The sequence below is a fragment of the Dysgonomonas reticulitermitis genome, from assembly GCF_054601275.1.
This window is the reverse complement of sequence record NZ_BAAHWU010000003.1, coordinates 188,872-214,100: the sequence shown is the minus strand read 5'-3', so window position 1 is coordinate 214,100 and position 25,229 is coordinate 188,872. Positions and strand designations below refer to the sequence as shown.

25 protein-coding genes and 2 tRNA genes are annotated in these 25,229 nt (G+C 39.2%); 21 read left to right on the top strand and 6 right to left on the bottom strand.

From position 1 onward, the window contains the following. Positions 1-267: 267 nt before the first annotated feature. The 13 genes from ACYPZI_RS03045 to ACYPZI_RS02985 all read left to right on the top strand — a co-directional run bounded on the left by ACYPZI_RS03045 (position 268) and on the right by ACYPZI_RS02985 (position 11,326). Positions 268-340 (top strand) — tRNA-Gly (locus tag ACYPZI_RS03045). 33 nt (positions 341-373) lie between these two features. Continuing rightward, a tRNA-Leu gene (locus ACYPZI_RS03040) sits at positions 374-457 on the top strand. Positions 458-595: 138 nt separating this feature from the next. Beyond that, positions 596-736, top strand: a complete 141-nt coding sequence (locus tag ACYPZI_RS03035) for a hypothetical protein (protein WP_459598461.1) — start codon at positions 596-598, stop codon at positions 734-736. A gap of 49 nt (positions 737-785) precedes the next feature. After that, positions 786-1,172 (top strand): DUF5053 domain-containing protein, encoded by a 387-nt coding sequence (locus ACYPZI_RS03030; protein WP_459598459.1) that lies wholly within the window; start codon positions 786-788, stop codon positions 1,170-1,172. Positions 1,173-1,536: 364 nt separating this feature from the next. Then, positions 1,537-3,267, top strand: coding sequence for a phosphoenolpyruvate carboxykinase (locus ACYPZI_RS03025; protein ID WP_459598457.1), 1,731 nt, complete (start codon positions 1,537-1,539; stop codon positions 3,265-3,267). Between the two features lie 84 nt (positions 3,268-3,351). Continuing rightward, positions 3,352-5,991: a phosphoenolpyruvate carboxylase gene (gene ppc / locus ACYPZI_RS03020; protein WP_459598455.1), complete on the top strand. Its 2,640-nt coding sequence runs from the start codon at positions 3,352-3,354 to the stop codon at positions 5,989-5,991. Positions 5,992-6,541: 550 nt separating this feature from the next. Beyond that, entirely contained in the window at positions 6,542-7,159 is a 618-nt protein-coding gene (locus ACYPZI_RS03015) for an MFS transporter (protein WP_459598473.1), read from the top strand. Between the two features lie 12 nt (positions 7,160-7,171). Further along, positions 7,172-7,702, top strand: coding sequence for an MFS transporter (locus ACYPZI_RS03010; RefSeq protein WP_459598471.1), 531 nt, complete (start codon positions 7,172-7,174; stop codon positions 7,700-7,702). Positions 7,703-7,894: 192 nt separating this feature from the next. Next, positions 7,895-8,626: a 1-(5-phosphoribosyl)-5-[(5-phosphoribosylamino)methylideneamino]imidazole-4-carboxamide isomerase gene (hisA, locus tag ACYPZI_RS03005; protein WP_459598453.1), complete on the top strand. Its 732-nt coding sequence runs from the start codon at positions 7,895-7,897 to the stop codon at positions 8,624-8,626. Positions 8,627-8,687: 61 nt separating this feature from the next. Continuing rightward, positions 8,688-9,440 carry an imidazole glycerol phosphate synthase subunit HisF gene (hisF, locus tag ACYPZI_RS03000; RefSeq protein WP_459598451.1) on the top strand — a complete coding sequence of 251 codons (753 nt, stop codon included), beginning with the start codon at positions 8,688-8,690 and terminating at the stop codon, positions 9,438-9,440. Then, positions 9,437-10,033 (top strand): bifunctional phosphoribosyl-AMP cyclohydrolase/phosphoribosyl-ATP diphosphatase HisIE, encoded by a 597-nt coding sequence (gene hisIE / locus ACYPZI_RS02995; protein ID WP_459598449.1) that lies wholly within the window; start codon positions 9,437-9,439, stop codon positions 10,031-10,033. Before hisF ends, hisIE begins: the two co-directional genes overlap by 4 nt. Positions 10,034-10,079: 46 nt before the next feature. Beyond that, positions 10,080-10,769, top strand: a complete 690-nt coding sequence (locus tag ACYPZI_RS02990; protein ID WP_459598447.1) for a cell division ATP-binding protein FtsE — start codon at positions 10,080-10,082, stop codon at positions 10,767-10,769. Positions 10,770-10,798: 29 nt separating this feature from the next. Then, positions 10,799-11,326, top strand: coding sequence for a GNAT family N-acetyltransferase (locus ACYPZI_RS02985; protein ID WP_459598445.1), 528 nt, complete (start codon positions 10,799-10,801; stop codon positions 11,324-11,326). A gap of 4 nt (positions 11,327-11,330) precedes the next feature. Here ACYPZI_RS02985 and ACYPZI_RS02980 read toward each other — a convergent pair whose 3' ends face one another. Beyond that, complete coding sequence (locus ACYPZI_RS02980; protein ID WP_459598443.1) at positions 11,331-11,924, bottom strand: hypothetical protein; 594 nt, start codon at positions 11,922-11,924, stop codon at positions 11,331-11,333. Positions 11,925-12,114: 190 nt separating this feature from the next. On the opposite strand from ACYPZI_RS02980, the gene ACYPZI_RS02975 reads away from it, so the two are divergent. The 3 genes from ACYPZI_RS02975 (at position 12,115) to tpx (ending at position 13,923) form a co-directional block, all read left to right on the top strand. Continuing rightward, positions 12,115-12,750, top strand: a complete 636-nt coding sequence (locus tag ACYPZI_RS02975) for a peroxiredoxin (RefSeq protein ID WP_459598441.1) — start codon at positions 12,115-12,117, stop codon at positions 12,748-12,750. Positions 12,751-12,926: 176 nt separating this feature from the next. Continuing rightward, the gene (locus ACYPZI_RS02970) at positions 12,927-13,370 is read left to right on the top strand and encodes a MarR family winged helix-turn-helix transcriptional regulator (RefSeq protein ID WP_459598439.1); all 444 of its coding nucleotides are present in this window, start codon (positions 12,927-12,929) and stop codon (positions 13,368-13,370) included. 49 nt (positions 13,371-13,419) lie between these two features. Further along, the gene (tpx, locus tag ACYPZI_RS02965; RefSeq protein WP_459598437.1) at positions 13,420-13,923 is read left to right on the top strand and encodes a thiol peroxidase; all 504 of its coding nucleotides are present in this window, start codon (positions 13,420-13,422) and stop codon (positions 13,921-13,923) included. A gap of 82 nt (positions 13,924-14,005) precedes the next feature. Here the strand turns inward: tpx and fsa are convergent, their stop codons facing one another. From fsa to ACYPZI_RS02945, 4 genes are all read right to left on the bottom strand, one after another. Beyond that, the gene (fsa, locus tag ACYPZI_RS02960) at positions 14,006-14,662 is read right to left on the bottom strand and encodes a fructose-6-phosphate aldolase (protein ID WP_459598435.1); all 657 of its coding nucleotides are present in this window, start codon (positions 14,660-14,662) and stop codon (positions 14,006-14,008) included. Positions 14,663-15,044: 382 nt separating this feature from the next. Beyond that, complete coding sequence (locus ACYPZI_RS02955; RefSeq protein ID WP_459598433.1) at positions 15,045-15,413, bottom strand: GntR family transcriptional regulator; 369 nt, start codon at positions 15,411-15,413, stop codon at positions 15,045-15,047. Between the two features lie 4 nt (positions 15,414-15,417). After that, positions 15,418-16,170 carry a hypothetical protein gene (locus ACYPZI_RS02950; RefSeq protein ID WP_459598431.1) on the bottom strand — a complete coding sequence of 251 codons (753 nt, stop codon included), beginning with the start codon at positions 16,168-16,170 and terminating at the stop codon, positions 15,418-15,420. Between the two features lie 4 nt (positions 16,171-16,174). Beyond that, positions 16,175-17,008 (bottom strand): ABC transporter ATP-binding protein, encoded by an 834-nt coding sequence (locus ACYPZI_RS02945; protein ID WP_459598430.1) that lies wholly within the window; start codon positions 17,006-17,008, stop codon positions 16,175-16,177. A gap of 259 nt (positions 17,009-17,267) precedes the next feature. Between ACYPZI_RS02945 and ACYPZI_RS02940 the strand changes: the two genes are divergently transcribed. After that, positions 17,268-17,498, top strand: coding sequence for a hypothetical protein (locus ACYPZI_RS02940; RefSeq protein ID WP_459598428.1), 231 nt, complete (start codon positions 17,268-17,270; stop codon positions 17,496-17,498). Between the two features lie 281 nt (positions 17,499-17,779). Here ACYPZI_RS02940 and ACYPZI_RS02935 read toward each other — a convergent pair whose 3' ends face one another. Next, complete coding sequence (locus ACYPZI_RS02935; protein WP_459598426.1) at positions 17,780-18,364, bottom strand: outer membrane beta-barrel protein; 585 nt, start codon at positions 18,362-18,364, stop codon at positions 17,780-17,782. Positions 18,365-18,948: 584 nt separating this feature from the next. Here ACYPZI_RS02935 and kbl point away from each other — a divergent pair. The 4 genes from kbl (at position 18,949) to ACYPZI_RS02915 (ending at position 24,938) form a co-directional block, all read left to right on the top strand. Further along, the gene (kbl, locus tag ACYPZI_RS02930; RefSeq protein WP_459598424.1) at positions 18,949-20,145 is read left to right on the top strand and encodes a glycine C-acetyltransferase; all 1,197 of its coding nucleotides are present in this window, start codon (positions 18,949-18,951) and stop codon (positions 20,143-20,145) included. 99 nt (positions 20,146-20,244) lie between these two features. Next, entirely contained in the window at positions 20,245-21,195 is a 951-nt protein-coding gene (locus ACYPZI_RS02925) for an NAD-dependent epimerase/dehydratase family protein (RefSeq protein ID WP_459598422.1), read from the top strand. A 229-nt stretch (positions 21,196-21,424) separates the two neighbouring features. Beyond that, complete coding sequence (locus ACYPZI_RS02920) at positions 21,425-24,076, top strand: DNA gyrase/topoisomerase IV subunit A (protein WP_459598469.1); 2,652 nt, start codon at positions 21,425-21,427, stop codon at positions 24,074-24,076. Next, the gene (locus ACYPZI_RS02915) at positions 24,024-24,938 is read left to right on the top strand and encodes a DUF3316 domain-containing protein (protein WP_459598420.1); all 915 of its coding nucleotides are present in this window, start codon (positions 24,024-24,026) and stop codon (positions 24,936-24,938) included. The genes ACYPZI_RS02920 and ACYPZI_RS02915 overlap by 53 nt, the downstream gene beginning before the upstream one ends. Positions 24,939-25,229: the final 291 nt, after the last annotated feature.

Sequence of the window (25,229 nt, the reverse complement as noted above, 5' to 3'; positions counted from 1 at the left end):
TATATGGCCCTGAACGGTAGCGGCGATGCAGGTATGGGTGGCACCGACCGTGTCTACGGTCACTCTGTACGGTGTATAGCAGAATAAAAGCGACCGTAGGGCGCGTGTCAGAGCAGATCATACTACGAGAGGCCGGAAGAAATTTCTTCCGGCCTCTCGTGCCATTGTAGTCCCTTTCTTTTTGTAAGAAAGATTTCGAATTGATGAAAAAATAGCGATCATTTTTTTGAAAATATAAAAATAGCCTTTATATTTGCACACTCAATTGCGAAAGTAGCTCAGTTGGTAGAGCACGACCTTGCCAAGGTCGGGGTCGCGGGTTCGAGTCCCGTCTTTCGCTCTGGATGTGACAATAGTCACATTTTTTGTTTTGGCGCACGTGGTGAAATTGGTAGACACGCTACTTTGAGGGGGTAGTTTCCGTAAGGATGTACGAGTTCGAGTCTCGTCGTGCGCACAAAGGCTTTCAAGAAATTGATGGCCTTTTTTTGTTTTGGTAGTTTGATAACCGGAATTTTTAAAAGATGAAATAGTTGTGTAATAACAATATTGTTATTATATTTACAGTGTCAAACAATGAGAGATATTTGAAATTATGAAGAAGAAAAAAAGGAAAGATTTTGAAAAAGATTTACTTTTCTATCTAAAGTACTTCAAGAAATTTCCCCCGGATTCACAAGACAAATTCCAACGAGAGATAGACAAGTTGGTAGAGTTGCTTAAAGAAATGGATTAAAAACAAAAGCCCTCTCAAAGAAAGAGAGAGCTTAAAAAAGTAAACGAAGATGAAGAATAATATCGAAGAATTGAAAGAAAAATTTCGTAATGCAAAAACGGAAAAGGATTTTGCCGAAATAGATAAGGAAATGAATATCCTTTCATCAAAAGACGGATTTGCCGAAAGTATGTTAGATTCTATCAGGGATACAAATAGCGAAATACAGGAAATTCTATTAAGGGAAAAATTGAAGGAAGTACTGCCCGTAATATCTGTATCACATTTGGCAAAAACATATTTCCACAAAACACCCCAATGGTTTTACCAGCGATTGAACGGAAATATAGTGAATGGCAAGCCTGCTAGTTTTACCAAGGATGAATTAAATGTGCTGAAAAATGCTTTAACAGATATTACTAATATAATACAGAAGTCGGTAACTCTTGTTGTTTGACACTACATTTGTTTCGATTTTATCCCCGGAATTAATCATGTTCCGGGGTTTCTTTTTATGCCTTTGATGTAAATCCCAAATTCCTAAGCAAAAGCAAAAATGATTAGTTACTAAGCATCTACAAAACAACAAAATAGGAAAAGCTTGTTTTGAATTTACATTTTATTATAAAATAAGTCATTAATTCATTTAATTGTATAGGTAAGTTTCCGTAAATTTGATGCTGCTAAATTCTCTGTATTATAAAGAGAAAGGATTTGCAATCTCCTGAATAGATTGTTGATAATTCAGGGGGTTGTAAGCGGTATCGCATAATTAGGATTTGAAGAGAAAAAATAATAATATATAACAAATTAAATTAAATATGTTACAAGAATTTACTCTAAGTGAAGGTAAAGCGATATTAAACTTCACTCTGAAGTTTTGCGACACTCGTCAGAAAATACTAAATAGTTTTGGCTTTCATCGGGTTATCGAGGTTTTTATTCAAAAGCTGAAAAAAGATGAAGTAATCATATACAACTACTATATAAAAGAATTTAAAACAGACGAAGAACTTCAAAAAACATTGATAGAGGCTTTCAAATTGCTTACTGTTTGCAATCCTGATGAAGTTCAGACTGTACATAACAAGTATGCTGTATTTTTTAACGACAAAGATTTATTCATCGAATTGATCGAATTATTATATACCTTCTGGCGCAAATTGGAACGTTATACTATTGTACACAATAGCAATATCGGAAGCGGGTTGCAAAGTGTGCGTTTTATGCAGGCGAACGAACTTTTCAATGAACTGGTTCTTTCTATATACCGCCGTGTAGAAGAAACGGTGATGGGTTATCAGCACAGGGTTTATCGTCAACTCACTGCCGGAGCCAATGCCGGACTTACCCTGAGCGATATAACATGGAACTGCCCGGTTGAATATAACGGATTGACTTCTATTCCATTTATAACATCCGTAACTTTCAGGCCTCCGTTTATATCTTATACAAAGAGAAATACACGTGATGGCATCTTTCAGGAACACAATACAAACCCGGTGGAAAATATAGTACTTAATGAAGATGACTGGTTCTTGTACCCGGCTAAGGTGGGAAATATGTTGACTTTCGTCTATTTCCATAAAGACTTTATGGTGCATGGACTCGCTTTGTCTAACTTGTTTGAGTTGGCAAAAGAAAGCGAATATATCGGTAAAAAGCCGGATATCATCTATGTATTTGGATATCCTGACGGACACGAAGAGAAACGCACATTCTATCACAAAGATAAAAAGAACAATATACTTATAGGATATGCTAACCATTGCGATGATATAGACTATTTCGGTTATATGAAAAAAATGCTGCTTACACTTCACAATGTGAAGCAGATGGAATATAATCATCTTCCGATACACGGAGCTATGGTAAACATATTGCTGAAGAATGGAAAAGAAGCGAATATTGTTATTATGGGAGACAGTGGCGCCGGTAAGTCTGAGAGCTTGGAAGCCTTCCGTACCTTGAACGAGAAATATATCAGGCATATGAGAATCATATTCGATGATATGGGATACCTGAAAAAAGAGGAAGATGGAACTATCAAAGGATATGGTACTGAGATTGGAGCGTTTGTACGCATTGATGATCTTGATCCTATGTATGCTTTTCAACAATTGGAAAGAGGGATATACACTAACCCCGATAAGATCAATGCCCGTATCACTATACCTGTAGCTACTTACGATATTATATCTAAAGGGTATAAGGTCGATTACTTCCTCTATGCTAATAATTACGACGAGGTAGACCAAAAATTGAAATTTATGGATGATCTCGACGAAGCTATCAAGGTGTTTGAGGCAGGAACTCGCAGGGCTAAAGGAACAACAACGGAGAAGGGGCTTGTGACATCTTATTTTGCTAACCCTTTCGGGCCTGTACAAGAAAAAGAGCTCGCAGGAAAACTTATTCGGGAATTTTTTACCGATATGAGTAAGAATGGTGTTAAAATAGGAGAGATGTATACATCATTGGCCGTAGAAGGGCATACTAAAGAAGGGCCTCGCATGGCGGCAGAAGAATTATTTACGTTGATAAATGATTAATGTATTAATATTTCTTATAAAGACAACTTTTAAATTAAGCCGGACGTTTATTTGTAATGAATAAACACGAATAAAAATAAAATAATGAATAAAATGCAACAATCATTGATGCATGCCAATATCAAGTTACTTGGCGATATGCTTGGGCAAACTATTAGCGACGCTAAGGGACAAGATATAGTAGACCTCGTTGAAACTATCCGTAGACTTTCAAAAGCTTCGCATTCAGGGGATATCGAAGCTCATAAGTTATTGGTGGAGGCATTGCAAAATCTTAAGGACGAAGAATTTTTGCCTGTAGCCCGTTCTTTCAACCAGTTTCTGAATTTGACAAATACGGCTGAGCAATATAATAGTGTTTCACCTCATGCGCGAGGATCTGAAAATCCTGTAAATTTCTCTGAAATATATCAGAAATTAAAAGCGGCTGGTCTGAGAGACGATCAAATAATAAATGAAATTGAGAATATTTCGATGGACTTAGTATTGACAGCCCATCCTACCGAAATAAACCGCCGCTCCTTAATCAATAATCTCAATCAGGTTGACCATTGTTTAGCTTTACTCGATCATGACGATTTGGCTGAATATAAGAAAGTGCAAATACTGCAAAGGTTGAGGCAACTGATTGCTCAATATTGGTATACAGACGAAATCAGGCAGAATCGTCCTACACCCAATGAAGAAGCAAAATGGGGATATGAAGTAGTCGAAAATAGTCTTTGGGTAGCTGTTCCTGCCTACTTGCGCGAACTTGATGAGCAAATAAACACTGTGTTGCCATACAAATTTCCTATAGATGCGCGCCCTATTCATTTTTCTTCATGGATGGGAGGCGACCGTGACGGTAATCCGAATGTAACAGCTAAAGTGACACATGATGTCCTTTTGGACAGTCGTAGAAGAGCTGCGAAAATGTTTTTGTCCGATATAGAAGTTTTGGTAAAAGAACTTTCTATGGCTACATGTACTTCCGAATTTAGAGACTATATTAAGAATTATGAAGTGCAGGAACCTTATCGTGAATTGATGAAGAAATTGCGGGCACAACTCCGTAAAACAATAACGTATCTGGATGAAAAAATAGAGGGCAAAAATTGTGAATTAGATGAAGATATACTGATTCACAACGATCAGTTGTGGAAACCTTTGCATGAATGCTATAAGTCATTGATTGCTTGCAAAATGGAAATGATAGCTAATGATAAGTTATTGGACACATTGCGCAGGGTTCGTTGTTTTGGCCTGACTTTGACCAAGTTGGATATCCGTCAGGAAAGTACAATACATACGGAAACATTATCCGAGATCACCAAATATTTAGGCTTGGGGGATTATGAAACATGGTCGGAGGAAGATAAACAGGCGTTTCTTATCAAGGAGCTTAACTCCAAACGGCCACTTGTTCCTAATAATTGGAATCCAAGTCCACAGACAAAAGAAGTGTTGGAAATATGCAGGGTAATCGCTGAAACTCCGGCAGGAGTGATACCTACCTATGTCATATCTATGACACGCACCCCTTCTGATATTCTTGCGGTATATTTGTTACTGAAAGAGGCCGAATGTCCATATACATTGCCTGTGACTCCTTTGTTTGAAACGCTCAATGACTTGAATAATGCGAATAGTATTATGCGACAGTTGTTTAGTATAAGCTGGTACAGAGGCGTAATAGAGAATAAGCAAATGATAATGATCGGATATTCCGATTCGGCAAAAGACGCAGGTTCTCTGGCTGCCGGATGGGCTCAATACCGGGCACAGGAAGCCTTGATCAAAACATGTCAGGATGCAGGAATTGCACTCACATTATTCCATGGGCGCGGGGGTACTGTCGGACGTGGCGGAGGTCCGGCTAAAGTCGCTTTATTTTCTCAACCTCCGGGTTCATTGAAAGATGGTTTGCGTGTAACAGAGCAAGGCGAAATGATACGATTCAAACTTGGATTACCGGATCTGGCTATCAGGACATTGTCGTTGTATGCCGATGCTATACTGGAAGCAAACCTGCTTCCACCTCCTGCCCCTAAACAAGAATGGCGCGATTTGATGGATGATCTTTCGGATATATCCTGCAATATATATCAGGGCTTGGTACATCGTGACCCTGATTTTATCCCGTATTTTTATCAGGCAACACCTGAAGCCGAATTGGCCCGGTTACCTCTTGGCTCACGTCCCGCAAAACGGCGTCCCACCGGTGGAATTGAAACTTTGCGCGCTATTCCCTGGATATTTGGCTGGACTCAAAACCGGATCATGTTACCGGCATGGCTTGGCGCAGGAGAGGCTTTGCAACAGGCTATTGATAACGGTAAGATGGATGTGCTGAAATCTATGTATAAAGATTGGCCGTTTTTCGGTACCCGCATTAGTATGCTCGAGATGGTGTATGCAAAAGCAGACCTTCGTATGTCTCAGTATTATGATGAAAGGCTTGTACAGAAAGATCTGCTAGGGCTAGGGCAGAAGATAAGGGAACAGCTTGAAAAGGATATTAATACCGTTCTTCAGATATCTCAAGATAAATATTTAATGGAAGGGCTACCAGAAATAGCTGAAAATATCGCAATGCGTAGTATTTATACGAATCCTTTAAACCTCTTGCAGGTAGAGTTACTTCACCGTACCAGAGCGGAAGGGGAACACTCGCAAGAGTTGGAACTGGCTTTGATGATAACTATTTCCGGTATTGCTGCCGGAATGCGTAATACCGGATGATGCCAGGTCTAGCCAAAAACGAAACATTGTCCGGCGTTAGTTTTATCTATAATAGACAATTTGAAAATGAGAAAATTAGCGAATTTGAAAATTTGAAAATGTGTGTGGAGTTTGTTACATTTTAGTTAAAAAGTTACGAGTAGACGAGATACGAGGTACGAGTTGTTGGCTGTTGACTGATAACTGTAGAAGTTTGTTACTTTTTAGTTAAATTCTGGTTTGTCATGCTGACGACAGGAAGCATCTCCTGTCTCTCGGGGATCGGGATCCTTCCCTGCGGTCAGGATGACAAAGAGGGTAGCCGCGCGAGCAAGGGCTAACGGCTAACAGCTAAAAAATAACTGTAGAAGTTTGTTACATTTTAGTTAAAAAGCAGAGGCCAAGGTAGTAGTTTGTTTACTGCTGACTGCTGACTGTAAGAGTTATCTTTGTTGATTAAACTATGCAGAAAAATAGCTTCTAATAATAAGGAAATTGAGAAAGAGTTTTCAAAAACTACTCAATATGCAATACTAAACCACTATGGATTGGAAATCCATAGTGGTTTAGTATTGCATCTATGCTGTGCGGGGCTTCCCGAACATTAACCGAATTTGTTCTTTTTCGCATCATGCAGGGTATGGCAGGAGCTATGATGACACCGGTAGGCAGACTGGCAGTGCTGAAGACAACGTCGAAAGAGAATCTGGTGGCGGCAATGGCTTATATTACATGGCCGGCTCTGGTTGCTCCCATATTAGGGCCTTTGATCGGAGGATACCTTACAACTTACTGGTCGTGGCATTGGATTTTTTACCTGAATATACCTATCAGTATTATTTGCGTATTGTTGGCTTGGTATCATATTCCTGAAGAAAAAGACGCGAAACCAATAAAGCGGCGATTCGATGCAGTGGGATTTGTATTAAGCGATTTGGCTCTGGCCGGATTTATGTATGGAGTAGAGCTCTTCAGCCGGTCCGAAATTCCCTTTTATATCCCTATCCTCATGCTTATAGCTAGTTTAGGGCTATTGGCTTTCAATGTCAGGTATTCCCGGCATATCTCCGATCCTCTGATTGACTATTCCATAGCAAGGATTCCTACTTATAAGGTTACAATCTTTACCGGTTCTGTATCGCGGATGGTAATAGGTGTCGCGCCTTATTTAGTCCCGTTAATGTTTTAGGAAGGCTTCGGACTGAATCCTTTCCAATCGGGTATGCTTTTTCTGGCGACGATGGCAGGCAATCTGGTTATGAAACCCGCCACTATATGGGTAATGCGACGCTACAATTTCCGCACGGTATTGATTGTCAACGGTGCGCTTATCGCTTTGTTTTCGTTCTTTACATCACTGCTTCTTCCTCAAACTCCTACCGTTATTATTGTGGCAGTCATGTTCTTATCGGGGATGTTCCGTTCCATGCAGTTCAGCGCTATTACTACTTTGGCCTTTGCCGATGTGCCGCAACCGAATATGACAGCCGCCAATACGTTGTATAGCACAATACAGCAAATGTCTATTGGTATGGGGATCGCTATCGGAGCCGTTTTCCTTCGTTTTTCAAATGTTATAAATGGAAGCACGGATCATTACTCTGTCGCAGATTTTCGTCCGGCTTTCATCTTTGTGGGGATATTAGGTTTTCTCTCCCTTTATGGGTTTACCAGACTGACGCCGGATGCAGGCGATGTAGTCAGGGTTAAAAAGCGGGATAGGAATGGATAAGGTGTTTTACAATATTTTTTCCATCACAATATAGTCATATCCATTTTTCCGGGAAGAAGTTACTGTTTCGTTATTATCATATTTATTATTTTCCAGAGGGCAAATAGATGATTTATATGTCAATGAAGAGAGTAAAGCCCGCCACTTTTGCTTATCTTTACGCGATTATCTTTTTGTAACGTTATTTTAATAATGATAGAAATTATCCCGGCAATAGACCTTATAGAAGGTAAATGTGTCCGCCTTTCGCAAGGAGATTACGAAGTAAAGAAAGTATATAACGAAGATCCTTTGGAAGTAGCGAAAATGTTTGAGTCGGCAGGACTTAAACGCTTACATCTGGTCGATCTTGATGGCGCTAAGGCAAAGCATATAGTTAACTATAATGTCTTACAGAAAATAGCCTCGCAAACTTCCCTGGTAATCGATTTCGGAGGTGGGGTACAGAGCGACAAAGATTTGGATATTGCTTTCAATGCCGGCGCGTCGATGATTACCGGCGGAAGTATTGCCGTAAGGAATAAAGATCTGTTTCTTAGCTGGGTAGCAAGATATGGCAGTGAAAAAATTATACTTGGGGCTGATTGTAAAGATCATAAAATAGCAGTTTCCGGCTGGCAGGAATCCACTTCGATAGATATTTTGCCGTTTTTGAATGAATATAGAAAAGATGGCCTGACGAAAGTTGTTTGCACGGACATCAGTAAGGACGGCATGTTGCAAGGGCCTTCTATCGATCTATATAAGGATATCCTATCGGCTTATCCGGATTTGTATCTGATAGCAAGCGGTGGCGTAAGCTGTTTTCAGGATATAGTAGATTTGGAGAATGCCGGACTTCCGGCGGTTATTTTGGGTAAAGCCATTTACGAGAATAGAGTAACACTGGAAGAATTAAGAATTAAGAATTATGAAGAATTATAAATATAATGCTATTCTTCGTTGCTATTCTTCATTCTTCATTTTTCATTCTTAATTAAAAAAGATGCTGGCAAAAAGAATAATACCGTGCCTTGATGTAAAAGATGGCAAAACCGTAAAAGGTATCAACTTCGTCAATTTCCGTGACGCGGGAGATCCCGTGAAATTAGGTGTTCAATATAGTGAGCAAGGAGCCGACGAGCTTGTTTTTCTCGATATTACAGCCTCATACGAAGAACGTAAGACCTTTACCGAATTAGTAAAGCGTATTGCCGCGAATATCAATATTCCGTTTACTATTGGTGGAGGTATCAATGAACTTTCGGATGTAGATCGCTTATTAAATGCCGGAGCTGATAAAATATCGGTCAACTCTACGGCTATAAGGAATCCGAAAATAATTGAAGATATTGCGAAAAATTTTGGTTCGCAGGTATGTGTTTGCGCAATAGATGCTAACTTTGAGGATGGTATTTGGTCGTGTTATACAAGTGGTGGACGAAATAAGACAGACAAAGAGCTATTCTCGTGGGCTAAGGAAGCTGAAAATCTCGGAGCCGGAGAAATTCTCTTTACCAGTATGAATCATGACGGAGTAAAAACCGGATATGCAAATGAAGCTTTGCGTCAATTGTCGGAGTCTTTGAATATACCCATTATCGCTTCGGGCGGAGCCGGATCGATGCAGCATTTCAGGGATGTATTTGTCGAAGGAAAAGCCGATGCCGCGTTGGCAGCCAGTGTGTTTCACTTCGGAGAAATAAAAATTAAGGGCTTGAAAGAATATTTGAAAGAACAAAATATAAATGTGAGATGAATCTTGACTTTGAAAAAGTGGGTGGACTGATCCCCGCGATCATACAGGATAGCGAAACCAATAAGGTATTGATGCTTGGTTACATGAATGAAGAAGCATTGCAGAAAACCCGGGATACAGGCAAAGTAACGTTTTATAGCAGGACTAAGCAGCGTCTATGGACAAAAGGGGAGGAGAGTGGTCATTTTTTGAATGTAGTCAGTATAAAGGATGATTGCGATCACGATACCCTGCTCATTAAAGTGAATCCTGTGGGGCCTGTTTGCCATACCGGAGCCGATACATGTTTTGATGAAGAGAATAAAGAAGATATTCTGTTTTTGAAGTACCTTCAACACTTTATTGAAAAGCGTTATAAAGAAATGCCCGAAGGTTCTTACACAACATCTTTGTTTCGGTCGGGTATAAACCGTATGGCGCAGAAAGTAGGAGAGGAAGCTCTGGAATCTGTTATAGAAGCCTGCAATGGTACAAACGACAGGTTGATATACGAATCGGCCGATATGCTTTACCACCTTATCGTGTTGCTGACATCTAAAGGCTTAAGTATAGAGGATTTAGCAAAAGAACTCCAAAAGAGGCATAAGAAATAGTTTTGCAGAATCGACCGTTGGCTATTAATTCTTTAAAGGAATAGTGATGGACAAAGAAAAAGAAGTAATTGTACAATATGAAGGCGTAGATCTCGGCCGCGACGGGAATACGATACTCAGTGATGTGAATATTTCTATCAGTGAGGGTGATTTTGTATATCTGATCGGAAAAGTAGGGTCGGGGAAAAGTACGTTTTTGAAGAGCATTTATCGTGAAATACCTTTTGAAAAAGGACGAGGACGTGTCTTTGACTATGAATTGGAGAATATAAAGAAAAAACAAATACCTTATTTGCGGCGTAAAGTTGGCATTGTATTTCAGGACTTTCAGCTTTTGACAGACCGTTCCGTGGAGAAAAACCTTGAGTTTGTACTTCGTGCCACCGGATGGAAGAATAAAGGTCTGATCGATATGCGTATCAATGAGGTGTTAACTCAAGTGGGTATGCAAAATAAGGGATATAAAATGCCCCATGAGCTTTCGGGCGGAGAACAACAACGTATTGTGATTGCACGTGCTTTGTTAAATTCTCCCGAAATAATTTTAGCGGACGAACCTACCGGAAATCTCGATCCGGAAATGGGACGCCAGATTGTGCAGCTGTTGCATGATATAGCCGGAGAGGGGACTGCTGTGGTAATGTCTACGCATAATTATGCCATTGTGCAAAAATATCCCGGCCGCATTGCTAAATGTGAAGATGGTTATTTGAAAGAAGTTAAACTGAGTAGTTAAGTTTGACCAACGATAAAACAGTAAGAAAAATGGAACTTAGAAATTTAGATTTGTCTGATATTGAAGAAGTATCATTTGTAGAGAACCTGTATATAGAGTCTTTTCCTCCGAGCGAACGCCGCCCGGTGCAAAAGATGTTGGAACTTTACGAAAACAATGATCTTTTCTTTATTGATGTGGCAATCGAAGATGGTAAATTAGTCGGTTTTCTTACCTATTGGGATATAGATAAATTTACATTCGCCGAACATTTTGCTATTGCGCCTGAGTTCCGGAACGGGGGGTACGGCCGTAAAGCCATGAAGTTGTTTCAAAATACGTCCAAGCCTATTATTTTAGAGGTCGAATTGCCTACTACCATATTGTCTGAACGTCGTATCGGGTTTTATCAACGTTTAGGGTATAAATTATGGGAAAGTGTACAGTATCAGCAACCTGCGTACCTCAGCGACGGGTTGGCTATCCCTATGAAGCTTATGACTTATGGGAATGTGAACGTCGAGCGTGACCTGATAGAAATAAGGAGTAAGATATACAGTATAGTATATAATACCTGAAAGATTATTTTTTTCTTGAATCGTATATCGATTTGCGAGAGAGCAGCTTAACCGGAAATTGAATAGAATCTCTTTTTCCGTATATATCCCCACATACAACATTTAGTGTATGGTCTCCTTCTACAGGATAATAAATTACAGGCACTTTTACTCCCGATTCATTGTTTTCCATTATTGATATAAAGTCCGGAATCGTGATAAGCCTGTTCATCCGGATAATTGTATCTGTCTTTCCAAATATGCCGGCGCCCACAGCAGTAAGTGTATCATTTATCTCTTTCTGACTTTCATTTATCAATTTATAGTATAAATCTACCTTATAGCCTGATAAAGCACGTTCTTTATTGGTAAAAAAACGACCTGACATATATATCACTTTGCCAACTACCAGAGTGTCTTGCCCTTCTTTTGTCAGTGTATCGTTTATTGTTATGCTGGTGTTTTGCCATTTTATTGTGTCATTAAAGTTGAAACGAATACTGAGACTGTCTATAACAGGGGGTATATTGTCGTTGTTATCTTCAGTTTTAGTGCATGACGAAAACCATATCATTGGTATAATGGTGAGGCTTATAAGTAGTAGGCATAGATTTTTCATTCTTGAAATTATTTTGAACAACAAATATAGTAAGTCTGAAATTATTATCCTAACAGGTTTTCAATAGAATGAATTTTATTACTTGGTGTATATAAATTGTATTGATATTTACATAATAAATATCTATTTGATTTATATTTTTAATATCTTTATATTTGTGTTAAAATTAATAATTATAAAAAATATTATCATGGCAGTATTAGTAGGGAAAAAGGCGCCTGTTTTTAATACAAGCGCAGTAGTAAACGGTAGTGAAATAGTGGAAAAGTTTTCTTTGGAGCAGTATAAAGGGGAAAAATATGTGGTATTTTTCTTTTATCCAGCCGATTTTACATTTGTTTGTCCAACCGAAATTATAGCATTTCAGGAAAAAATTGCTGAATTCGAATCACGTAATGTGGCTGTTGTCGGAGCCTCTACCGATTCGGCTTTCTCGCATTGGAAATGGCTTCAGACAGAACAAAACGATGGTGGTATCAAAGGTGTTAAATACCCATTGGTCTCAGATCAGTCACTGATGATTTCTTCAGCTTATGATGTCCTTGCCGGTTCATTTGACTATGACGACGAAGGTGAAGATATGTTTGTGGGCGCACCTCAGGCATATCGTGGGCTTTTCTTAATTGATAAGAGCGGTGTTGTTCGTCATCAGGTGGTAAATGATATGCCGTTAGGCCGTAGCGTTGATGAGATTTTACGTTTAATTGATGCTCTTCAGTTTACAGAAGAATACGGAGAAGTTTGTCCCGCTAATTGGAAAAAGGGAGATAAGGCTTTGAAAGCTACACAGGAAGGAATTTCTGATTATTTATCTCATAAACACTAAGGTCATCGTATCTTGGTATCGATGTGTTTGAGTTGATTTGGTTTTAAAAGAGATGCTATCTGGCATCTCTTTTTGTTTTCTTAATATTCTCTCTTTTTACTTTTTTAACTTAGATTATTGTTGATATTAGATTGTTATATTTAATTTTATACAATATAATTTTGTGATATTTAATTGTGGGTAAAAACTTAAAATTAGAAAATCAACTTTGTTTCCCGGTGTATGCCCTGTCGAGGCAAATAACAAACCTATACCGGCCTCATCTTGAGGAGTTCGGATTGACATATCCTCAGTACTTGGTATTATTGGTATTATGGGAAAGTAATACTGTCACAGTAAAACATTTAGGTGAATTGTTATGGCTCGATAGCGGTACTCTTACGCCATTACTGAAAAGGATGGAAATGAATGGATTAGTTGAGAGAAAACGTTCTTCTAAAGACGAGAGAATTGTAGATATACTGATTACAGATAAAGGGAAAAAGCTGGAAGCGCAAGCTGAGAAAATACCTTTGGCTATTAAGAAGGAATTGAAAATGAGTGATGAGCAATTGATCAAATTACGTAAAAAAATAAATAAAGTATTGAATATTGCAGGTAAGTGCGATGTTGAAGAGTAAGAACAATAAGAACAAATATATATTATTAAATAAATAAAATTAAAAAATTATGTCAACAGTAACATTTAAGGGAGATACTACAGTTAATGTAGGCGGGCAATTGCCGGCAGTGGGAGTCACCGCTCCGGATTTTACTCTGGTAAAGAAGGATTTATCGGAAGTGTCTTTGAAAGACCTTAAAGGGAAAAATGTAGTTCTTAATATTTTTCCAAGTATCGATACAGGTGTTTGTGCCGCGTCGGTTCGCAAGTTCAATAAAGAAGCCGCGGGCTTGCCTAATACAGTAGTGTTGGCTATATCAGCCGACCTTCCTTTTGCGGCAGGTCGTTTCTGTACTGCTGAAGGTATTGATAATGTCGAGCCTGCTTCTGTATTCAGAAACACTGAGTTCGCGAAAAGCTACGGAGTGCTTATGGCTGACGGCCCGTTGAAAGGTCTTTTGGCTCGTTCGGTGGTAGTGATCGATGCCGAAGGAAAAGTAAAATATACAGAATTGGTTCCGGAAATTACAACAGAACCTAATTACGATGCTGCAATATCTGCTATAAAATAATTTAGTTTAGTGTATAGAAATCAAATTGAAAAGGCTCTCGACCAATCGGTCGAGAGCCTTTTTCCTATTCATAGGCTTGTATTTATCCATTCACTTTCTTATAGTCTGCAAGGAAAGTTGCCAAACCACTGTCGGTCAGAGGGTGTTTTAGCAGTCCTTTGATGGCCGGCAGGGGGCATGTGGCTACATCGGCGCCTACCTCGATGCATTGTATAATATGCTGTGTACTACGTATAGAGGCGGCCAGAACCTGAGTATCCATATCGTAAGTGGAATACATGTCTACTATTTTACTGACAAGTTCTATGCCATCACTCGATATATCGTCGAGACGCCCTACAAAGGGAGATACATATGTTGCTCCGGCTTTGGCAGCTAATAGAGCCTGACCCACCGAAAATATCAATGTGCAATTTGTCCGTATACCTTTTTTGCTGAAATATTTAATAGCTTTTATTCCATCTTCGATACAAGGAACCTTTACTACGATATTCGGATGCAGGGCAGCCAGTTCTTTTCCTTCGCGTATCATGCCTTCGTAATCAGTTGCGATAACCTCGGCGCTTACGTCCCCGTCTACTATCTTGCATATATCAAGGTAATGTTTACGTTGATTGTCTATGCCTTTTATTCCTTCTTTAGCCATTAATGAAGGGTTCGTGGTAACTCCGTCCAATACGCCTAACTCATTTGCCTCACGGATCTGATCCAGATTGGCTGTGTCTATAAAGAATTTCATGTTGTTTTTATTTTATTATTTGAATAAGCTTTCGATACCTCTAATATCCGAAAATATTTCGATAAAAACAATAATAATATCAATAAGTAGTCGGTAGTCAGTAGTCGGTAGTCGGTAGTCAACAATCTTTGAATTTTTAAATTTTTAAATTTTTAAATTTTTAAATTCTTAAATCGAATTTATTTCAGAGCCGAACTGATTATTTCAGCTATCTGAATAATCATCACTACAAGACAAATAATAATTGCTGCTATCATAATTCCTAAAGTTTTATTTGCGTATTTTTTCATATGATAATAATTTTGATTTTAGTTGCCATATGGAACTCGCATGATTTTTATTATCATGGACTTTGGTGATTTGACAAAAATCATGCTTCGTTTCATTGTTGTTTCTCCTTATATTGTTCGTAATGCTTCACTATATCTTCGATACTTATATCGAGCAGGTTCATAGATTCGAATGTCACAGGCAGTATTTCGTCGAAAAACTCCTTTTTTTGCAGTATCGATATCTTTTTTCTTGCTTCCGGCGATACGTAATATCCCATACCCCTTTTCAGGTATATAATGTCTTCGGTTTGCATGTATTCAAATGCGCGCATTGCCGTATTCGGATTTACCTGTAATGTAAGTCCCAACTCCCGGACAGATGGTATACGGTTATCCTTAGCCCATTCGTTTGTCAGTATATTCTGGAAGCAAAAATCGACTATCTGCAAATATATTGGTTTGTTTGATTTAAAATTCATAAGTCTAAATTTCTCGTTCTCGTAACTTGATATAACTTAATACCCATAACCCCAAAGGGAAAATAAGCTTGATAATCCACAGGCATATATAGTAAGCAACAGTAGTGCCTGTTTCGATAAAGCTGTCGGTGGTTTGTTGATAAAACCCATTAAAATTCAGAATCTCAAATATATTTAAAGAATCTACAACTCCAATGATTTCGGGGTAGAACTGGCTTATAATCACTTTAGAGAGTATATATGCCAGCATAAACAGCACTGGTATTATAATACCAGACTTTACCAAACTCCTTTCCTTGAAATATATATACCCGAAAAAGAATACAGACTGGAATGCATATATAAAATGTATCCTTTCAGGGATATAGTCAGTACTGATTATTTCATCTAAAGTCTGTATCGGTGATATCTGATCAAGCAGTAATATAGTGCCAATAACTAGTATGGGTGTGATCACAACGGATTTGCACCACATTAATAGCCATTTTTCGAAATTAGAAGCAGGAGTTGATAAAAAAGAAACGGAGTTTGCTTTATTTAGATTTTTATTAATAAAAGGAACTCCACAAACTATCAGTCCGAGACCAAATATGGGTAAAAAATTTGTAAACTTGAATTCCCATGTTGAGTCCAACAGTTTTGCCACTATAAAGTAAACAACTAATCCCGTCACTATATATAAGAATGTCTTCCATGTGTATGTAAACTCTCTTCTTAAGAGATTGCCAAAGCATTTTATATTAAATATCGCGTCCATATGATTAGTCTTTAGCGTTAAACAATTCTTTCACTCTCCCTTTGTTCATCACTACAGCATTAAACAAGGCTTCTATATTTAAGCTGCTCTCTTCTTTGTACTTATTTTCCAAAACAGAAGTGTAACCGAGTATTGTTTGTTCGCAGTACAGGGTGTCGTCCGGTTTTTGTGTCGTATAAGAGAATAGTAGCTTTTCTGTAATCTCTGCTACCGAATTGTTCAGTAAAACCTGATTCCGGTCGAGGATGATGATGGGGTCGATTAAGTTTTCCAGATCACGTACCTGGTGGGTGGAGATTACAATACATTTGTCCTCGTCGAAGGCCGATGCAATTACTTTCCTGAATTGTGCTTTCGATGGAATGTCCAAACCATTGGTCGGTTCGTCCAGAAGAGTGATTGGCGTATTCAACGCGATAGCATATGCGATGATAGCCTTTTTCTTTTGTCCGAAAGATAATTCAGTTAACCGGAGATCATTTTCCAGATGAAAATCAGCGAGGTATGAGTTGAATTGTTCATCACTGAAGTTCGGGTAGAATGCCGAATTGACTTTCACATACTCCTTTATTGTAAGTGGAGGGAGTACAAATTCTTCCGGTAGATAATATAACTGATTCATCATCTTCGGATTTCTGGCAGATGAATCGAAACCGAGAACCTCGCATTTCCCCTCTTTGGCAAAGGACAATCCGCTGATAATATGCAGCAGGGTGGTTTTTCCTACACCATTTTCACCCAATAAACCATAGATGCCACCTTTCATTTGAAATGAAACATGGTCGAAGATTGGTTTGCTCTTTCTGTAATAGAATCTTAAATTTTCAATATTTACCATAGTGTAATAGTATATTAATACACTACAAATGTAAATAAAGATTTTTATTATGCAATAGTTGCAGATATTTTTTTTGAAAAATAATTTTAGCACAAGATAAGGATTCGATAAGTTATCTGTTTGGTTGCCGGTACGGATGAAAATCCGCTTTTTAATTGTTCGGTTATTTTCATTCTTTACTTCTGCGCGCAATCACAGATAGCTTGCGTTCTCAACATATGCTCATCACTGCCGCGCCCTGCCGGGCTTGTCCTTACTTTTGGCATTGCCCAAAAGTAAGCAAAAAGCTAGCGCTTCGTCCCTCGGCGACCCACAACCGGTTTGCCGGCTGAAAGTGACGAACGGGCTATCGCCCCGTCCCTTTCCACGCCGCCTGCACCGTGTGGGTGCCCCGCCTGCGGGACTAATGCGCGGGAGGCTGACGCACGACAAGAGCCTGCCTTGTCAAGCTTTAGCTGCGCCGTTAGCTTCAAGTACGGGGCACCCATAGGACGAAAAAGGCGTTAAAAACAAAAACGTGTCTGAGCTTATCAAATGATTCGTATATTACAAAACCCGGAGCGAGTTTTTTTGTTTAGCCTTTAAGTCCGTTATGGGTCGGACGTTGAAGCGGGGGCGCAAAAGCGTTTTTGGTTCCTTTTGCGGCTTTGGGCAAAAGGGACGCAAGCAATCTGTGATTGCGCGCAGTAGAAAATAACCGAACGTTTTTACACTACAGCAATAACTTTAACTGCTGATAGGCATAAATATGATGTGAAGTCGGTTATCCGATCAGAATCTGGCAAAAAGCCCGGCGCTTATTATCCCCTTATAGCCAAATCCGGCTTCAGCAAAGGCGCCTATGTTTCTACCCAGTTTAATGCCGATAGGCGAAATCTGAAAGTTGAAATGAGCATTGTTGTCGCTCTCATTTTTACTGTTATCGTTAGCCGTGTATTTCTGACTGTATATGGTGGCTCCCGCTCCCAGCAAGCCGTATAGGCTAAAACTGCCGGATCGTACATATTTATATTCGGCTTCGGCTGCAATGGTGTAGTAATTATTACTGAATTTTCCGATTTTATCTTTGTCAAAATATGCATCCGATTTTCCATTTTCATAGATAAATGTTCCTCCGGCTGCAAATCTGTCGGTTATACCATATTTATAACCCAGATGAAAAGCCCCTGTGTAGGACTTGTCAGACGAATAAGCGTTTTGGGTAAGGCCGGAAACAATTACATCCGCAAGGGCATCGACAAATTCACTGGTGGTTCCCAATCCGAAACCGACAGTAACCTCATGTTTCCCTTTCTGAGCTGTGGCTCCTATGGCTATAATGCTCAATAAAAAGACTGTTAAGAATATCTTTTTCATAACGAGTAATTTAAGAATTTATAATAGAGTTTATATCGAATAGATTGATATATAAGTAATGGAAAGTATTTATTACAACATAATTTTCGTTTTTGTCATGCTGAGGAACGAAGCATCTCCTGTCAGTTCCGCTTTTAAGGAACAAGATCCTTCGTGCCTCAGGATGACAAAGAGAATGTTGCATTAATTATCATAGATTACTTATTTAAAATTCAACCATAAATATAAAATATTATACACTTTATATTTATATAAATTTTGTTAAATATAACAGCGGAGGAGAAATTTAGTCCGAAGTCGTCTAGACTTTTTGTAAACTAGGCTTTTTTACTCATTTCTTATCCTCTTTGTCATGTTGAACGATAGTGAAACATCTCGAAAAGGAGATTTTTCGTTCCTCAAAATGACAAAAGAGGGTAAAAGTTGAAAAGTCTAGACGACTTCTTCGTATATAACCGAAATAGTCATAGTGTAACCTGATTATTCTGTATGCTCTATATCTTTTCCTTATATTAACAAAAAAATACGCCTTATTTCCTCTCTCTTCTTAACAATTTAGTACCTTTGCCGTAAATTTTTTAACCATGAATACTTATACAAAATTTCAAAAACATCTTCAAACAGAACTCGCTGATATACAGTCTGCCGGGTTGTACAAACAAGAACGCGTAATCGTTTCGCCACAAGGTGCGGCTATTCGTGTAAGCACAGGGCAGGAAGTTCTCAATTTCTGCGCAAATAATTATCTGGGCTTATCGGATAACCAGGAACTTATCCAGGCCGCCAAAGATGCGATGGATAGCCGTGGTTTTGGTATGTCTTCTGTTCGTTTTATCTGCGGAACGCAGGATATACATAAAGAATTGGAGGCTGCCATAGCAAAATTCTTCAAAACAGAAGATACAATTCTATATGCTGCATGCTTTGATGCTAACGGCGGGGTATTCGAGCCTTTACTGACAGACCAGGATGCTATTATCTCCGACTCATTGAATCATGCATCTATCATTGACGGGGTACGTCTTTGTAAAGCAGTTCGTTACCGTTATGCAAATGCAGATATGGCAGACCTGGAGAAGCAATTGAAGCTTGCTCAATCGCAACGTTTCCGTCTGATAGTTACCGATGGTGTATTCTCTATGGATGGCAATGTAACTCCGTTGGATAAGATATATGAGCTGGCTCAGAAATATGACGCGATGGTAATGATAGACGAATCTCACTCTGCCGGAGTAGTAGGAAAAACAGGTAAAGGAACGCCCGAATTATTTAATTTGGAGGGTAAGATAGATATTATCACAGGTACATTGGGTAAAGCATTTGGTGGCGCTATCGGAGGATTTACTACCGGAAGAAAAGAGATAATAGACATGCTTCGCCAGCGTTCCCGTCCGTATCTGTTTTCGAATTCGATACCGCCGTCTGTTGCAGGCGCAGGTATTAAGATGTTTGAAATGATGGAACGTAACAACGAACTTCAGGATACTTTGCATGAAAATACTGCTTATTTTGTAGAAAAAATGAAAGCCGCCGGATTCGATATTAAACCGACTCAGTCATCTATCTGCGCGGTAATGCTGTATGATGCTAAATTGTCGCAAGATATGGCTTCGAAGCTTCTTGACGAAGGCATATATGTAACAGGATTCTATTATCCGGTTGTACCGAAAGATCTTGCCCGCATTCGTGTGCAAATTTCGGCAGGACATAAAAAAGAACATCTGGATAAGTGTATCGCTGCATTTACCAAGATCGGAAAAGAATTAGGTGTTCTTAAGTAAGAAAATTCATATAGAATTTATGGTTGGATAGTTATTTTACGACTATAAGTTCCGGTTAAATTATATTGGGGAAAAATAAAAAACTAACAGATTTTTCAAATGAAAAACATTCTTATTGTAGGAAGTACGGGTCAGATAGGCTCGGAATTAAGTATCAAGTTACGCTCTATTTACGGCGACAGTAACGTTATATGCGGATATTACAAACCGCCTTATCCGGAGGGCTTTTTCGACTGGGGACCGACTGTAGAAATAGATGCAACAGATGTAAACCAAATAGCAGACGCCGTAAAAAAATATAAGATAGATACCATCTACAATCTGGCGGCTATTTTGTCGGCCACTGCCGAAAAAAATCCAAAACTTGGATGGGACGTAGGTGTAGGTAGCCTGATGAACTGCCTTGATGTGGCGCGTGAATTGAAGTGTGCAATGTTCACTCCAAGTTCTATAGGAGCATTTGGGCCGGACACACCAAAAGATAAAACTCCTCAGGATACTGTGCAAAGACCGAATACTGTATATGGGATAACCAAAGTTATGGGTGAGTTGCTAAGCGATTATTATTATACCCGCTGGGGAGTGGACACCCGCTCGGTTCGTTTTCCGGGTATTATTTCTAATCTGACTTTGCCTGGTGGCGGTACTACCGACTATGCTGTGGAAATCTATTATAAAGCAGTTAAAGGAGAGGACTTTACTTGTCCGGTAAAAGCGGGAACTTTCATGGATATGATGTATATGCCCGATGCGCTGAATGCGGCAGTACATATTATGGAAGCAGACCCGGCAAAACTCATACACCGCAATTCATTCAATATTGCTTCGATGAGCTTCGATCCGGAAATGATTTATACTGAGATCAAAAAGCATTATCCTGAATTTAAGATGAGTTATGATATTGATCCGTTGAAACAGGCAATAGCCGATTCTTGGCCAAACTCGCTTGATGATACTTGCGCCCGTCAGGAATGGGGGTGGAAACCTGAATACGACCTTCAGAAAATGACTGTGGATATGATCAACGTCCTTAAAGAGAAAAATCTGTAAAAAGCAGAATATAAAGATAATGAGGCGGTTTCATTTTGAAATCGCCTCATTTATCATTATGCGATTTATACCTTAGAAGCGTTGTTATACACGGTAATACCATTTTGAAATCACATCAAAAAAAACTAACTTTGAACAAGTTTTAAAATAGCTATTAAAAAATAGATAATAATATATGTTCCCTGAAGATATTATTGACGAACCGGAGGAAGTAGGTGACGAACCAATGATGGAAGATGAAGAGTCCGATAGTGGCGATTCCCATTCCGGTTATAAGCCTGTAAAAGAAGTAGCAGACGCTCAAACGCATCTTTCGGGTATGTTCCAGAATTGGTTCCTCGATTATGCATCCTATGTGATACTCGAACGTGCTGTGCCTCATATTGGAGATGGCTTGAAGCCTGTTCAGCGCCGTATCCTTCATTCTATGAAAAGGATGGATGACGGACGTTACAACAAGGTGGCGAACATCATAGGGCATACCATGCAATTTCATCCGCATGGAGATGCTTCGATCGGTGATGCTCTGGTGCAGCTTGGACAAAAAGACTTGCTTGTGGATTGTCAGGGAAACTGGGGAAATGTATTCACCGGGGATGGAGCGGCCGCGCCACGTTATATAGAAGCACGCCTGTCAAAATTTGCGCTCGAAGTGCTCTTCAATCCGAAGACTACCGAATGGAAGCCTTCATACGACGGACGTAACAAAGAGCCAATAACCCTGCCTGTGAAATTTCCACTCGTATTGGCACAGGGAGCAGAAGGTATTGCCGTAGGGCTTTCGTCAAAGATACTGCCTCACAATTTTAATGATCTTTGCGACGCGTCAATCGCATATTTGCAGGGAGAAGATTTTATATTTTATCCTGATTTTCAGACGGGAGGATATATCGATGTCAGTAAATATAATGACGGGGAGCGTGGAGGTTCGGTAAAAATACGCGCTAAAATCTCAAAGCTGGATAATAAAACGCTTGTTATCAGCGATATTCCATACGGAAGAACGTCGTCTTCTGTAGTGGAGTCTATTTTGAGAGCCAATGATAAAGGGAAGATCAAGATACGCAAGGTAGATGATATTACAGCCCAGAATGTTGAAATACATGTGCATCTGGCTCCGGGCGTTTCGTCCGATAAAACGATAGACGCCTTGTATGCATTTACCGATTGCGAAATAAGCATTTCTCCAAACTGTTGTGTGATAGAGGATAACAAACCTTATTTTCTTACTGTAAGCCATATATTGCGCGATACTACCGATAATACGCAACGATTGCTGCAACTGGAGCTCGAAATACAAAAGAAGGAACTCGAAGAAAGTCTTCATTTTTCATCTTTAGAAAAAATATTCATCGAAGAGCGTATTTATAAGGACAAAGAGTTTGAAAATGCCGCGAACATGGATGCCGCGGTAGATCATATAGACAAACGTTTGGCTAAATATGTTCATCTGTTTATACGCGAAGTAACCCGTGAGGATATACTGAAACTGATGGAGATAAAGATGGGGCGTATCCTCAAATTCAACTCCGACAAGGCGGACGAACTGATTGCCAGATACAAGGAAGAAATAGAAGAAATAAAGCATAATATCGAGAATATTGTAGATTACACTATCTCGTGGTATGTTATGCTTAAAGAAAAATACGGGAAGAACTATCCTCGCAGAACTGAAATCCGCAGTTTCGACACTATTGAAGCGACTAAAGTTGTAGAAGCGAACGAAAAGTTATATATCAACCGCGAAGAAGGATTTATCGGTACATCGTTAAAGAAAGACGAATATGTTTGTAACTGTTCTGATATCGATGATGTTATTATTTTCTATAAGGATGGTAAATATAAAATCGTAAAAGTAAGCGACAAGATGTTTGTCGGTAAAAATGTATTATATCTATACGTTTTCCGCCGCAATGATAAACGTACTATTTATAATGTGGTCTATCGTCATGGAAAGAACGGGCCGTCATATATCAAACGCTTTGCTGTAACGGGTATCACACGGGATAAGGAATATAATGTAACTCAGGGAACGGATGGCTCACGGATAACTTATTTTAGCGCTAATCCGAATGGTGAAGCGGAAACAATACGTGTGATATTGAAGCCGAAACCTCGCCAGAAAATATTAGTATTCGAGAAAGACTTTAGCGATATTGTCATCAAAGGACGTCAGTCGATGGGTAATATCCTCACTAAAGCAGAGATGCATAAAATATCATTGAAACAAAAAGGCGGTTCTACTTTAGGTGGCCGTAAAGTTTGGTTCGATCAGGATGTGCTGCGTCTCAACTACGATGGTCGCGGCAAATATCTGGGAGAATTCCAAAGCGATGATCAGATATTGGTAGTCAATCAGAATGGAGAGTTCTATACTTCGTCTTTCGATGTGACCAACCACTACGAATCCGGAATAATCTTTATCGAGAAATTCGATCCGAATAAGAATTGGACGGCTGTACTTTTCGATGCCGATCAGAAGTATATGTATCTGAAACGTTTTACATTCGAGGTATCGGCCAAAAAACAAAACTATTTGGGAGATAATCCGGAGTCGAAATTACAGATACTTACCGACACGGTTTATCCGCGTATACAGGTTACGTTTGGAGGGCGAGACAGTTATCGCGAAGGTTTGGAGATAGATGCCGAAGAATTTATTGCAGTAAAAGGATTTAAAGCAAAAGGTAAGCGTATCTCTACGTTCGAAATAGCAGAGATAAAGGAATTGGAACCGCTTCGTTTCCCGGAACCGGAAGAAGAGGAAGAAAATAAATTTGAGGTGCAGATAGACGATGATGATGACGTTCCGCTATCTGATATTTTAGATGAGATTACAGGACAACAATCATTGTTTAAGGATGAGGATAAAGAGGAATAGGCTACTGTATTTGTTTTTCAGTCTGTTTGTTTTGTGTAATTTATTTGCACAGAATAGGGTCGATACGGTTTATATCTATAAAGAAACCCCTCCGATGGTTGAGCATATTTTTCCCTATCCTCCAACCAACAACACCATTACAGCTTCCATTGGTTCGGCAAATATGTACGATACCTATTTATCTCCGTTGGAATATAAAGGTACATCCATACGCCTGATGTACGAGCAGATGCGCCGTACTACCTGGTTCAATTATCGTTTTTATAAACAACAGGTTTTCGAACTCGATCTGGCAAAGGGTGATAATCCCGCTAAAAATGCATCGGAATATTGGTTGTTGGCGAATTATCGCATTGGTGGGCATTACAGTCTGTACAGTACAGATGCTTTCCGTCTGGGGCTTGGCGGACTGTGGGATATCAATGCCGGAGTACTCTATAATGGACGGAACGGCAACAATCCCGCGTCGGCACGAGGATATACAAACTTAAACCTTTCCCTCATAGCTTCATATAAGTTTAAATGGTTTGCTGTACGTTGGCAACTCGATAGTCCGTTTATAGGGATGTTGTTTTCTCCTAATTACGGACAGTCGTATTACGAAATATCTTTGGGTAATTCTGTCGGAGTGGTCAATTTTGCATCGTTGCACAATCAACGCGCACTCAGTAGCTATCTGACAGTAGATGTCCCAATAAATAAATATACGATACGTGTAGGGTATCTGGGTTCGTGGTATCAGACCAAAGTGAATGACATTCATACTCATCATTATACAAATGGTTTTGTCATAGGCTTCCCGATAGAAGGGGTAAAGAGACCAAAAGAAAAAGCCCGTAATAACTATTGGAACGGTTATTGATTATATAAATTCGATTTAAAGATTTCAAAATTTAAAGATTTAAAGATTGTTGACTGTTCAAAAATTTATCTCTATGTAGGTACGAGGTACAAGATACGAGGTACGAGTTGTTTACTAACTACTAACTACTAACTACTGTTTACTGTAGAAGTTTGTTACATTTTAGTTAAAAAGTTACGAGTAGACGAGGTACGAGGTACGAGTTGTTGACTGATGACTGTCGCACGTCATTGCGAGGGTTCGCCCGAAGCAATCCATTAATAATCAATACTCTGGATTGCTTCACTCCGT